This window comes from Nitrospirillum goiasense (genome assembly GCF_034427435.1).
In the GTDB taxonomy this organism is placed as follows: domain Bacteria; phylum Pseudomonadota; class Alphaproteobacteria; order Azospirillales; family Azospirillaceae; genus Nitrospirillum.
Genome location: NZ_JAXQNP010000003.1, coordinates 1,276,659 through 1,290,093 on the forward strand (window position 1 = coordinate 1,276,659; position 13,435 = coordinate 1,290,093).

General features: G+C 67.5%; 9 protein-coding genes. 5 read left to right on the forward strand and 4 right to left on the reverse strand.

Translation table 11 applies throughout. The annotated features are described in order from the left end of the window. Positions 1 to 452 precede the first annotated feature (452 nt). The 5 genes from ULB03_RS19955 (at position 453) to ULB03_RS19975 (ending at position 9,740) form a co-directional block, all read left to right on the forward strand. Positions 453 to 3,113, forward strand: coding sequence for a TonB-dependent receptor (locus tag ULB03_RS19955; RefSeq protein WP_322484841.1), 2,661 nt, complete (start codon positions 453 to 455; stop codon positions 3,111 to 3,113). Between the two features lie 111 nt (positions 3,114 to 3,224). Then, entirely contained in the window at positions 3,225 to 6,095 is a 2,871-nt protein-coding gene (locus ULB03_RS19960; RefSeq protein WP_322484842.1) for a beta-galactosidase, read from the forward strand. 117 nt (positions 6,096 to 6,212) lie between these two features. Then, the gene (locus ULB03_RS19965; RefSeq protein WP_322484843.1) at positions 6,213 to 7,787 is read left to right on the forward strand and encodes a tryptophan halogenase family protein; all 1,575 of its coding nucleotides are present in this window, start codon (positions 6,213 to 6,215) and stop codon (positions 7,785 to 7,787) included. Next, positions 7,784 to 8,578 carry a SapC family protein gene (locus ULB03_RS19970; RefSeq protein WP_322484844.1) on the forward strand — a complete coding sequence of 265 codons (795 nt, stop codon included), beginning with the start codon at positions 7,784 to 7,786 and terminating at the stop codon, positions 8,576 to 8,578. The genes ULB03_RS19965 and ULB03_RS19970 overlap by 4 nt, the downstream gene beginning before the upstream one ends. A gap of 52 nt (positions 8,579 to 8,630) precedes the next feature. Beyond that, positions 8,631 to 9,740, forward strand: coding sequence for a JmjC domain-containing protein (locus ULB03_RS19975; protein ID WP_322484845.1), 1,110 nt, complete (start codon positions 8,631 to 8,633; stop codon positions 9,738 to 9,740). 2 nt (positions 9,741 to 9,742) lie between these two features. On the opposite strand, the gene ULB03_RS19980 is transcribed toward ULB03_RS19975, so the two are convergent. From ULB03_RS19980 to ULB03_RS19995, 4 genes are all read right to left on the reverse strand, one after another. Further along, positions 9,743 to 11,182 (reverse strand): serine aminopeptidase domain-containing protein, encoded by a 1,440-nt coding sequence (locus ULB03_RS19980; protein ID WP_322484846.1) that lies wholly within the window; start codon positions 11,180 to 11,182, stop codon positions 9,743 to 9,745. An 82-nt stretch (positions 11,183 to 11,264) separates the two neighbouring features. After that, positions 11,265 to 11,957, reverse strand: a complete 693-nt coding sequence (locus ULB03_RS19985; protein WP_322484847.1) for a hypothetical protein — start codon at positions 11,955 to 11,957, stop codon at positions 11,265 to 11,267. Between the two features lie 82 nt (positions 11,958 to 12,039). Then, the gene (locus ULB03_RS19990) at positions 12,040 to 12,843 is read right to left on the reverse strand and encodes a hypothetical protein (protein ID WP_322484848.1); all 804 of its coding nucleotides are present in this window, start codon (positions 12,841 to 12,843) and stop codon (positions 12,040 to 12,042) included. Between the two features lie 4 nt (positions 12,844 to 12,847). Next, entirely contained in the window at positions 12,848 to 13,177 is a 330-nt protein-coding gene (locus tag ULB03_RS19995; RefSeq protein WP_322484849.1) for a PadR family transcriptional regulator, read from the reverse strand. Positions 13,178 to 13,435: the final 258 nt, after the last annotated feature.

Genomic DNA, 13,435 nt, shown 5'->3' on the forward strand with positions numbered 1-13,435 from the left:
CATGTCGACAAATGGCATTAAAGGGCCTGGTGGCCTTCAGTGTGATGTCGGACCCATTTCAAATGGTCGATGGCTCTCGGCCGGGCTGATCGCCTTATGGCCAAGTATTCCCCTCAGGCATGTTTTCGGTTTGCGCAAATGAAAGCCTAAACAGGCTTTTCGTGACGCTGGTAAGGGCTGATTCGTAGCTGTCTCGGACAACTACGATAACGGTATCGTTTGTGGAAAATCCATGAACGACAGGAATTGTGCTGCCTTCTATTCAAGAATCTTAAAATAAATTGGGAGGGTAAGAGATGGCTATGAATAAGATTCAGCGCCGGGGCCGTAAGGAAGGGCTTTATAAGTCAGTGTGCGCTGTCGCCATCGGTGTCGCGTTCAGCATGGCGACGGGTGCTGGGGCGCGTGCCGCGGAAGTTGGGCCGGGCGCCGGCGCCGATGATGGCAGTGACATGCAGGAGATCGTGGTCTCCGGCATTCGCAAGAGCATCGCCAGCGCCGCGGAGCGCAAGCGGGATGCCGACCTGATCATGGATTCCATCGCCCAGGAGGACCTGGGCAAGTTCCCGGATGCCAACGTGGCGGAATCCCTACAGCGGGTGCCCGGCATTTCCATCGATCGCAGCAGCGGCGAAGGCCAGAAGGTCACGGTTCGTGGCTTGGGCCCGCAATTCAATACCGTGCTGTTCAACGGCCGCACCCTGGCCAACGACAGTTATGGGCGGGATTTTTCCTTCGACCTGCTGCCGGCGGAATTGATCAGCGGGGCCGACACCTACAAAACCTCTGTCGCCCGCGTCCAGGAAGGCGCCATCGGCGCCACCATCAACCTGCATACGGCGCGGCCCTTCGACCTGCCGGGGCCCCACGGCGTCGTCGCGCTGAAAGAGAATTTCGAGACGGCCGGGGATGACAAGCAGCCACAGGCGTTCGCCCTGCTCAGCGACACCTTCGCCCAGGACAAGCTGGGCGTGCTGGCCTCGGTGTCCTATCAAAAGCGCAGCCCGTCCATCAACAGCGTGACCAGCGACGGCTATCTGCCCAATGTCGACGTCGGGCCCTCGTCCGCCCCGCTGTATCAGAACGTCTATGCGCCGCGAAACATCAACGTTAACAATTCGCTGGATCATCGGGAGCGGCTGGGCGCCACCCTGGTCGGCCAATTCAAGCCCAACAGCGACCTGACCATCACGGTCGACGGGCTGTATGACCACTTCAAGGACGACGCGGACAACAAGTCCCTGGGCTTGTGGTTCGAACCGTCGCAGTACACCGCCGCCACCATCAATTCCAATCGCACCGTCACGTCGCTGACCACCGCCGGTCACGCCGACATGATCAACCAGTCGAGCCTGCGCGACACCTCCACCTATGAAGGCGGCCTCAACGCCGATTGGCAGGCCACCGACACGCTGCATGTGGTTTTGGATGCGACGGCGTCGCGGGCGCACAACGACGGCGCGGGCAAAAGCTTCTTCACCGTGACCGGCGTGCCCACGACCTACAGCTTTGCCGAAGGAGCGGTGGGCGAGCTGCCCTCGGTTTACGGCTTCACGCCCGGCGCCACCACCAATACCAACGGCGCCTACACCCATCTGGCGCAGCGCTCCGGCAGCGACGTGGTGGACCGGGTCACCGAAACCAAGCTCGACCTCGATTGGACCCCGGACTACGGCCTGTTCCACGCCCTGCGCGGCGGGTTCGGCTACACCGACCGCAAGCGCACGACGTTCAGCGCCGGTACGTTGAACGTCAATTGCCTGTACTGCGGCTACCCCACCCAGACGCCGTCGTCGCTGTTGTCCACCTTCACCGTCAACGGCCTGGGCGGCAACCTGCCGACATCGTTCCTGGCCTACGATCCCAACGCCTATTTGGCCTATCTCAGCAGCCCGGCCGCGCTCTCGGCGCTGGATGCGGCCCAGAACCTGGCCCCCGGAACCTCGGCCGCCAACCTGCAATCGCAGTCGCAGGGCAACGGGTTCAATTCCGTGGCCAACCCCGCCGACTTCGTCCAGGAAAAGGTCTACGCGGCCTATGCCGAGACCGATTTCAAGGGCAAGCTCTATGGGGTCGACTGGCTGCTGAACCTGGGCGCCCGCTACGTCGTCACAGACATGAGCGCCGGCTCCCAGTCACGGGCCCTGGTCGACCTGCTGCCGGTCACCAACGATCCCACCATCTACAACGCCGTCTATCAGAACAATGGCCAGTACGTGCCCGTCTCGGCCAGCCATCGCTATTATTCCTTCCTGCCGGACTTCAACCTGACCGTGAAGCCCACGTCGGACACGGTGGTGCGCCTGGCCGGGTCGCAGACCCTGACCCGGCCCAACCTGGGAGATCTGCGCCCGGTCACGTCCTATGACGTGCTGCGCCCGGCGGACATGGAGCTGAGCGGCGGCAATCCGGACCTGAAGCCCTACAAGTCCACCAATTTCGACATCTCGGTGGAATGGTATCCGACCCAGACGACCATGCTGTCCGGCGCCTTGTTCAACAAGGACATCAAGGACTACATCGTCACCACCATCGAGACCGAGACGGTCACCATCGCCAATTCCGGCAACCTGCCGGTGGGCGGCTTCATCACCGGTCCCCACACGGCCAGCTTCGCCGCCGCCCGGCCGCACAACCTGGGCAATGTGAACGTGCAGGGTGCGGAGGTGAACCTGGTCCACACCTTCGACTGGATGCCCCATCCTTTCGATGGCTTCGGCGTTCAGCTCAACGCCACCTTCGTGACCACCGACCGCACGTTCGGCAACATGTCGCCCAATGTCCGGTTCGCCATCGTCGGTCTCAGCAATTCCCAGAACGCCACGCTGTTCTATGAGAAATACGGACTGTCCGCCCGTATCGCCTACAACCACCGCGGCGGCTTCCTGTCATCCATTTCCCAAGGATATGGCGGCGAGCCGCTGTTCGTGATGCCCTATGGCCAGGTGGACACCAGCATCTCGTACGAGATCATGGACGGTGTGCAGATCCTGTTCGAGGGGACGAACATCACCGATGAGAAATACGTGACGACGGCCCGCTACTCCAACCAGTTGCGCGGTTGGTACGACTATGGCGCGCGCTACGACATCGGCGTCCGCTACAAATTCTGAGGATCTCTCTCAAACCTTGCCAGGGTGGCGGCGGTCGTCCCGCCGCCACCTGTCGGCGCTCCCGTGGTTGTCGGGATCGCCAACCAGTCATCATGATCGGAGGAACTTGCTGTGAAACGCCGTTTGAAGGCCGAACGACGGGGATGGTTCAACCGGGTCGCCGCCCTGGCGCTGCTGGGGGCATGCGCCGCCGGGTCCCAGGCGATGGCGGCGCCCGCGCCGTCGCATGAGGTGACGTTCAATTCCCACAGCTTCTTCATCGATGGAAAGCGCGTCTATCTCTGGTCCGGCGAATTCCATCCCTTCCGCCTGCCCAGCCCGGCCCTGTGGTCCGACGTCCTGCAAAAGATGAAGGCCGCCGGCTTCAACACGGTGTCGATCTACTTCTCCTGGGGCTACCACTCCCCGCGTGAGGGCGTTTACGACTTCACCGGCATCCGCGACATCGACCGCATGCTCGACGCGGCCCGCGATGCCGGCATGTACGTCATCGCCCGCCCCAGCCCCTACATCAATGCCGAGGTGGACAGCGGCGGCCTGCCCCTGTGGCTGACGACGAAGAAGCTGAACAACCGCAGCGCCGATCCAGAGTATCTGCGCTATGCCGACGAATGGCTGACCCAGGTCGACCGCATCATCGCCCGCCATCAACTGGTGGACGGCGGCGGCACGGTCATCGGCTATCAGGTGGAGAATGAGTATTACCTGAATGGCGAGGACAGCCGCACCTATATGGAGCACCTGAAGCAGAAGGCGCGGGCCGATGGCATCCGCGTGCCCCTGCTGGGCAACCATGATGGCGCCTATGTCGAGGGCAAGGGCGCCATGGAGGTCAGCGGCTGGGATTTCTATCCCCAGGGCTTTGATTGCTCCAACCCCTCGGTCTGGAAGCCCGCGCCCGACATGGCGCGCAGCCGCAAGGAAGGGGAGCCCCTGTTCACCGCCGAGTTTCAGGGTGGGGCCTTCGATCCCTGGGGCGGGCCCGGCTACGCCAAGTGCGCGGAGCTGATCAACGACAGCTTCGCCAACGTCTTCTACAAGTCCAATATCGCGGCTGGCGCCACCGGCCAGAACTTCTACATGCTGTACGGCGGCACCTCCTGGGGTTGGCAGGCGATTCCGCAGAACTACACGTCCTACGACTATGGCGCGGCCATCACCGAAGCCCGCCAGTTCGAGGGGAAGTATTACGAGGACAAGCGCATCGGCTATTTCGTGACGACGACGGCGCCCCTGGCCCGGACGGATGCCATGCCGTCGGCCTGGCTGGACGACCGCGGCCTGATCGACATCGCCCGCGTCAATCCCGAGACGGGGACGCAATTCCATCTGATCCGTCACGCGGACTCGACCTCCACCGCCCAGTCGTCGGCGCGCTTCTCCGTGACCGTGGATGGGCAAGCCATCACCCTTCCGCAAAAGGCCGGGACGGCCCTGGCCATCAATGGGCGCCAGGCGAAGATGGTCGTCGTGGGCTATCCCTTCGGCGCCCAACGCCTGCGCTATTCCACGTCGGAGGTCATGACCGCCGCCACCATCGGCGGGCGGGACTTCCTGGTCCTGTACGGGGACCGGGGAACCGCGGGCGAGGCCAGCTTCCGCGTCCCGGCCAACGCCCAGGCGCGGGTCGTGCGCGGCGCGGTCCACAGCGACCTCAAGGATGGCCAACTGTCATTGGACTACACCCATGACGGCCTGGCGGAGGTGGTGATCACCGGCGGGGAGCGGCCGCTGGTCGTCCTGCTGGCGGATCGCCAGGCCACGGAACGGATTTGGCGGACCGAAACCGCCGTCGGCCCTGTGCTGATGGTCGGGTCGCACCTGCTGCGCACGGCCACCGTCACCGGCAAGACCCTGGCGCTGGCCGGCGATTCCGACACCGACAAGGACGCCATCGTCTTCGGCCCCGGCACCACCGCCGTCACCTGGAACGGGGCGTCCGTCCCCGTCACGCCGTCCGGTGCGGAGGACGGCGCCCTGGCGGTCACCCTGCCGGCGCCGGCGCCCGTGGCCCTGCCGGCGCTCAAGGACTGGCAGGCGCGCGACGCCGCCCCGGAAATCGCCCCCGGCTTCGATGACCATGCCTGGCGTGTCGCGGACCTGACGACGTCCAACAGCATCACCAACCCGCTATCCCACCCCGTGCTGCTGGCGGATGACTACGGCTTCCACACCGGCAACACCTGGTACCGGGGGCATTTCTCCGGTACTGGCGCCGACGTGCCGCGCGGTGTGCGCCTGCGGGTGTTGAGCGGGGCCACCGGCGGCGCCTTCTCCGCCTGGCTGAACGGCCACTTCCTGGGCAGCGTGCAGCGTGGGGACGATGGCACCTTCCCCTTCCCCCAAGGCTGGATTGAAAAGGGCGACAACGTCGTCTCCGTCCTGACCGTCAACATGGGGCATGAGGAGGACTACCAGAGCCGCAACGAGAACCGGACGGGCCGGGGCATCGCCTACGCCTCGGCCTTGGGCGCCCCCGACCACGCCATCTCCTGGCGCATCCAGGGCCACGCCGGGGGTGAGGCGGCCATGGACCCGGTGCGCGGCCCCTATAACGAGGGCGGCCTGTTCGGCGAGCGCGAGGGTTGGCATCTGAAGCCCGGGGCCCTGCCGCAGGGCAAGCCCGTCACCCTGCCGGCCAGCGAGCAGGCGCCGGGCGTCACCTGGTATCGCACCCATGTGGCGCTGTCCCTGCCCAAGGACCAGGACACGTCGCTGGGCGTGGAGTTCCGTGATCCGCCGGGCCGGCACTACCGGGCGCTGTTGTTCGTGAACGGGTGGCAGATGGGCCAGTACGTTTCCGATATCGGACCGCAGCACAGCTTCCCCATCCCCAACGGGGTGCTGCTGCCCCAGGGCGACAACACCATCGACATCGCCGTCTGGAAGACGGACGAGGGGCCGGGCGGGCTGGGCGAGGTTTCCCTGGTCAATTACGGAAGCTACAAATCCAGCATGGGGGCGCCGTCCAGCCGGCGGTGACCCCGGAGGGATGGCGGGCGCGCACCCGCCATCCCCCATACAAAAAGAGGATGGCCAAGAATGAGGGAGGCCATGGCCGACGTTCTGTCTGGGAAGAGTGAACCTGGGGAAAGCGGGTTGGGGAAAAGCGAAAATTACCCGATCCGCCGCGTCGTCGTCGTCGGGGGCGGCAGCGCCGGGTGGATCGCCGCCGCCCGGATCGCCGCCCGCAATGCGGATCCCGAGGGAGAGCCCGGGCACGACAGGGTCGCGGTGGTGCTGGTGGAGTCGCCGACGGAGCCGTCGATCGGCGTGGGGGAGGGCACCTGGCCGACCATGCGCAACACCCTGGCGAAGGTCCGGCTGTCGGAGACGGATTTCATCCGCAGCGCCGACGCCGTGTTCAAGCAAGGCGCCCGGTTCGTCGGTTGGACGTGGGGGGGCGATGACGCCTATTACCACCCCCTCAATCCGCCGGTGGGGGCGGGCGAGGTGAACCTGTCGCCCCATTGGGAGGAGCGGGCCGCGACGGCGCCATCGGGTGAGGATTTCGCCCACAGCGTCGATTTCCAAGGCGCGCTGTGCGACGCGGGCTTGGCGCCCAAGGCCATCACCCACCCCGAATTCGCCGGCCTGGCCAACTACGCCTATCACCTGGATGCGGGCAAGTTCGCGACGCTGTTGCGCGACCACGCCGTGGGCCGGCTGGGCGTGCGGCATGTCGTGGGTGACGTGGTGTCCGCCGACCGGACAGCGGCGGGGGACATCCAGGCGCTGCGCCTGGCGGATGGAACGGTGATCGAGGGCGACCTGTTCGTGGACTGCACCGGGTTCAAAGGGGTGCTGATCGACCGCGTCTATGGCGTTCCGCTGAAAAGCTGCCGCCAATATCTGTTCGCCGACAAGGCGCTGGCCCTGCAAATCCCCTATGCCGTCGAGGACGCGCCCATCGCCTGCCACACGGTGGCGACGGCCCAGGCCGCCGGTTGGATCTGGGACATCGGTCTGTGGAGCCGGCGCGGCGTCGGCCATGTCTATTCCAGCGCCCATACCTCGGCCGACCAGGCGGAGGCGGCCTTGCGCGCCTACGCGGGCCCCGGCGCGGAGGGGCTTCCCGTGCGCAGCATCGACATCAATGCCGGCCACCGCGAGACCTTCTGGATCAACAACTGTGTCGCCGTGGGACTTTCCGCCGGGTTCATCGAGCCGCTGGAGGCATCGGCGCTGATGCTGATCGAACTGTCCATGGACACGATCGCGGACCGGCTGCCGGCCACCCGGCGGGCCATGGATCCCATCGCCCGGCAGTTCAACGCCGATTTCCATCACCACTGGGCCCGGGTCATCGAGTTCCTGAAGCTGCACTACATCCTGACCCGCCGGCAGGAACCCTTCTGGCAGGACAACCTCGATGCCGCCACGGTGCCCGGCGAACTGGCCGAACGGCTGGAGCTGTGGCGCCATCATGCGCCGTGCGCGGCGGATTTCACCCGCCATCGCGAGGTGTTTTCCTGGCCCAGTTACCAATATGTGCTGCATGGCATGGGCTTCCCGACCCAGTATGCGGGGCATCCGACGCTGGGGCCGGAGCGTAAGGCGGCCACGCGGCTGTTCGCGCGGGCGGCGGCCCAGCGCTCGGACGCGATGGCCCGCTTGCCGCCGCACAGAAGCCTTATCCGGGCCATACGCCAACATGGATTGCAGCGCCTATGACGCGGTACCGCCCCCTCGATCCCGTCCGGCACGGGACGGTCCAAATGCGCCCCACGGCGGATGCGCACGCCCTGCGGTACGCCTGGGTCGGCCTGTCCGAAATCCCCCTCGCGGCCGCCGACTTCCCGCTGTGCTTCGCCAAGGATGGCGAGACCGGCCGGTTCAACCTGGTGGCCCTGCTCAGCCTGGACCAGCCACGCAACCTCTATTGGCGGGACGGTGGCTGGCGATGCACCTACCTACCTGAAGCCGTCATGGCGGAGGGGTTCCGCCTGGACGCCGCCGCCGCCTTGGGTCTGCTGATCGACGAGGACAGCGACCGATTCGCCGCTCCTGGCCAGCCCCTGTTCGGGACGGACGGGAGGCCAACGGCGGCGGTCGAGGCGATGCGGGGCCGGCTGCGGCGCCTGGTGGCCGACCTCAACGCCGCCCATGACATGGTCGATGGCTTCGTCCAGCTGGATCTGGTCCGGGCGCTGGAGGTCGTGCTGCGCCTGCCCAACGGGGCCGAGCATGAGGTGGGCGGGCTGTACACCCTGTCGCCGTCCGCCCTGGCCGAGTTGCCGGACCCGGTGGTGGTGGATTTGTTCCGCAAGGGCCACCTGTCGGCGGCCACGCTGATCGCGGCGTCGGTAAACCAGATGGAACGGCTGCTTCAGTTGCGCGGCGTCGATCCCGGGGACGGGGGCGCCCAGACCTCCATGTTCGCTTGGTGGAGCGTTCCGCCCGCCCGTAAGGCGCGTGAAAGTGGCGGGCGCGCCGCGCCGGGTGGTATCCTTCACGCCCTGTGATGGGATGGGATAACCCGGAATTGGGGGGCATATGCTTGGTGGCGTGGCGGCCTTGGTCCGTCCTCATGATCCGGCGGAACTGGACCGGGCCTTCCTGGAAAAGCGGCGCCTGCACCTGCGCACCGGGGGGGCGGACACCTTCGCCCGGCTGCTGCCCTGGTCGTTGATCAACGCCCAGGTGACGCTGGCGGGCCTGCACAATGGCCGCCTGCGCCTGGTCCGCTCCGGCAAGGATCTGCCCTATGAGACCGTGGTGGGCCGCAACAAGGCGGGGCAGCTGTTCCTCAAGCCCGCCGCCTTGCAGGACCAGATCAACCAGGGCCTCAGCCTGGCGTTGAACCACCTGCACCACGTCTCCCCGCGCATCGCGGCGCTGATCGCGGCGGTGGAACGCCGCTATCGCGTGCGCGGCGGCGCCAACGCCTATGTCAGCTTCCAGCGGGAGGGCGCGCTGGGGCCGCACTGGGACAACCACGACGTCATCATCCTGCAAATCTCGGGCGAGAAGCACTGGCGCTGCCACGGCTTCCGCGCCACCCACCCTCTGGTCAGCCGCAGCTACGCCACCCTGGCGGAGGCTGGGCCGGTGGAGTGGGAGGACACGCTGCGCCCCGGCGACGTGCTGTACATTCCGCGCGGCGACATCCACTGGGCCACGGTGGCGGAGGGCGGCCACTCCGCCCACCTGACCATCAACCTGGGCGGCCTGCGCGCCAAGGATCTGCTGCGGGCCCTCGCCGGGCGGCTGGAAGGGGGCGACGCCGCCCTGCGGGAAGAGGTCATGGCCTTCGCCGACGGGGCGGCGACGCGGCGGCAGGTGGCGGCGCAGGCCGACCTGCTGCGCGGCGCCCTGGATCAGCCCGACCTTCCGGCGCTGTTCACCCAGTTGGATGCGGAGCGCGAGGCGTTCCAGCCCATGAACCTGGGCCTGGATCGCGTGCTGTCCGACGCCACGGAAATCCACCCCGCCGCGCGCGCGCCGGGGCCAGTGCCGCCCAAGCTGCCGGCGGACCAGCGGCGGGCGCTGGCCCAACTGCTGGCCACGGACGGCGCCCGCCTGGGTGCGCTGAAGCAGGACCTGGCCGACATGGAGGGCGCCGCCGTGGCCGACGCGGTCGCGGGACTGGCCCGCGCCGGCCTGGTCTGGCTGCTGGAGGATTGACGTCAGTTCATTTTCGAACCCGCGTGCAGGCGGTCGCCCAGCCAGCGTTGCACCAGGTCCAGCACCTCGGGCGCGGACACCGCCGGCTCCAGCGGGCCGGGCGTGTGGGTATCGACATGCTGAAAGCCGTGATTCACGCCCGGTATCTCCAGCACGGTCGCGTTTGGGTTGGCGCGCAGGGCCCTCTGGGCCTCGGGCATCGCCCGGTGGGTCAGGACCACGGTGTCGCGTCCCGCGTACAGAGCCAGGACGGGCGCGCGGATTCGTGCCAGCGCGTCATTGGGGGCGGCCTGGTACAGGGACAGGATCACCGGCGTATCCAGTTCCGCCACCACGGCGTCCGCTTGCGCCCGGCTCCAGCCGCCCGCCACAAAGGCGTCGACCAACGCCTGACGGGCGGGGGCGGCCACCGATGGCGGCGCGGCGGCGATGCGGGCGGCGTACAAGGCTTGAAGGGCGGCGATGACCCGGTCGTTGGCCGCACCCACGATGCCGCCCTTGCCCAGTTTCTCCCGCATGTCGTCAGTGAACAGCGTGCCCTTCTCGCCGGCGGGCCCGGCCAGCATGACCACGGCGGCGATGCCGGGGTCGCGGGCGGCGACGGCGGGCCCGACATAGGCGCCCTGGCTCAGGCCCAGGAAGGCCACGCGCCGGCCATCGATATCCGGCCGGGTGCGCAGGTAGGCCACCGCCGCCGCCGCGTCCCGCTCCATCAGCTCCAGGGTGTCCACGAACGTCCCGGTCGACTCGCCAACCCCGCGCTTGTCGTAATCCAGGGTGGCGATGCCCTCGGCCAGCAGCCTATCCTCGATCAAGGGGAAGACGCCGCGTTTGCCGGGGCCGCTGCCGCTCAGCAGGATGACGACGGGGAAGGGGGGCTTGGCGCGCTGCCCCGGGCCGCTGAACCCAGGTATCCGCAGGCGCCCGGCCAGCACCACCCCGGGATCGGAGGGGATGCTCACATCCCGCACGAGCTGCGGCGGCCGATAGCCGGTGACGGTGGCCCGCACCGCCGCCGCCGTGGGCGGCTCCGTACTGAACAAGACCGGGCCGAGGGCGATGTCGGCGTCCGCCCCACCCAGGTGCAGCGTCAGGTGTTGCGGCCCGCCCGCGACGTCGGGCGGCGCCGTGCCGGTGACGGTGTGGAGCTGCCAATCCGGTGTCAGGGTGAGCGCCGTGTCGACGAAGGTGGCATAGGCGGGCGCGTCCCCCTGGATCGTGGTCAGCACGCGCATGGGATGCGCGGCGCGCGCCCAGAAGCTGACGCTGACCGTCTGACCGGCCACCAGCGGCGGCAGGGTGACCGCCGCCCCGCTGCTGGACGGATCCGGGGAAGGGGCCGCCTGGGCGGCCACCGTCAATGCCGTGTCCCCCGGGATGCCCCCGTCGGCGGAGAAACCGAAGCGGGTGCCCCAGGCCGTCCAGCGGCTGGTGTCCGTCATCTGGAGGTTTTCCGCCCGGGCACCTCCGCCGAGGAGGAGCAAAAGCATCAGCGCCAGGCGGATACGCGGCATGGGGGCGGGCTTATGAGGCATTGGGGGCATCCTTGTGGTGTTGGGCCGACGGATCGCGCAGCGGTGCCGGAGCTGCTCCCGATGCTGGGGCCGGGGATGGCGCGCCCTCCTCATCCTGCCAGGCCACCCAGAAATGGACCGTGGTCTGGCGGCGCGTTTCGGCCCGCTTGTTCATGAGGGTCAGGGTCAGGATCCGGTTGCCGTTCTGCAGGGTGCCGCTGTACTCGCTGCCCGTGTACATGCTGTCGGCGATAAAGGTGGCGACCCCATCGCCGCAGACATAGCGGGCGCATTCGCCCATGGGCGCCCGATCCTGCGAGATGCCGCAATAGACGGCGACGACCTGGGCGGTCCCGGGCAACTCCACCAGCAGGTTCTCCTCCCCTCCCGGGCGGATGGCCGTCCGCGTCTGCGCCTCCGTCACCCGCACGCCGGGGGCGTGGAGGTCCCGCTGCATGCGGTTTTGCCCCTGGTAATCGTTCCAGGCCTGGCAGAAGGGATAATCCACGACATTGTCGCCCCGGAAATAACCGGGATTGGTGCGCAGCCCCGCCTGGCGCCACCACGGATCCGGTATGGACGCGGTCAGCAGCCCGTAGACCAGGCTGACGGAGAGGGTGGCGGAGATGAGGGAGACCAGCAGCCGGCTCATGAGCGCGATGGGCAGCGGCATCTGGGCCTCGAGCGACATATTCGCGTGCATGGCTATCTCCTCCAGTTAAATACACAATGTAGAAGAAATAAGCGCGCCACCGGGAGGTGGGACGAAGCGGGCAGGGGGGGCTTCAGGGGGCGCTGGTGCCGTCGTCGCGCCAGGCTATCCAGAAATGGCCGGTGACGCCCTCCTCGGGGCCGGCGGAGCGGGTGTACATGGCCAAGGTCAGGACGCGGCCTTTGACGTAGGCGCTATCCTCGACGAATGCCGAGACACCGGTGCCGCAGCCGCCGCGGGAACATTCTTCGACGGCCGCTTTTGCGGCACCCGGCTGGCTGATGCCGCAATAGATGGCGGTCACCTTGGCCGTCTGGGGCAGCAGGACGGCCAGATCCTGTTCCGCGCCTTGGCGCACCGCGCCCCGGGTGGTGACCCTGGTCACGTGGACGCCGGGGCGGTGCAGGTCATGCGCCACGCGGCTCCGGCCCTCATAGTCGGTCCAGGCCTGGCAGACGGGATAGTCGGACTGGTTGAAACGCTGGAACTGGCCGGGATAGCTGGGCAGGCCGGCCCGCATCCACCACGGGTCGGGCACCAATACCGACATCAGGGCATAACAGGCGGTGAAGGCCAGGGTCATCGTGGCCAGCGACAGCAGCAGCCGGCCCCGGTCCAGGAAGCGCAGCAGCACCAGGTTCTCCAGCCGCCGGCTGGTGATGGCCAGGATGCTGGAGGCGATATCGCGGCGATAGCGGCTGAGGGCGGCATCCGGCCCCAGGACCACCAGGGCATTGACGTAGGACTCCTCCAGATCGCCCATGCGGTCCTCCACCTCATCGGGGGTGGCCACCAGCATCAGGCAGAGCCGGGGGAACAGGGGCAGGGCGGCGGGGGCGGCGACGGCGTTACTGTCTTCAGACGGTGTCGTCACCATGGCCTCAGACCCCCTTGCCGATCAGGTCCAGGCCATACTCCAACTCGTGACGGGCATTGACGGCGTGGTCCAGCGCCTGGCGCCCCTCGCCGGTCAGCTTGAAATAGCGCTTGGCCCGGCCGCCGCGCGTCGGCGTCGGCTCCCCCAGGGTGGACTCCAGCAACTCCTTGGCGGTCAGCCGGTCCAGCGTGGTGTAGACGGCACCCAGCGTATGGTCCCGCCGGGTGCGGCGGCTCAGTTCGTCCCGGATGGCCACGCCATAGGCGCCGTCGCCCAGGGCCAGGATGACCATCATCACCGCCTGTTCCAGCGTGCCCAGTGTGTTCCTGCCCATCGTGCCCTACCCTGCGGCGCCATTTCTTCTACAATGTATATTCGACCGGCGCGGGGCGTCAATGGGGTTGGCCGCGGCGGGTCAGGTCGCGTCTTTGAGGTCAGCGCCTATCCCAAACGGAAGATTTTCAGGAGCCCAATGGAAACGCCGTGGAGTATCATTCCGCCGCAGGTCATCATGGCAAGCAGGGCGATAGACTGCCCGTCGGCGGGGGGTAGGCCCAGCCACTGCAGGACGCGGCCCCAGGCCCCTCCGCTC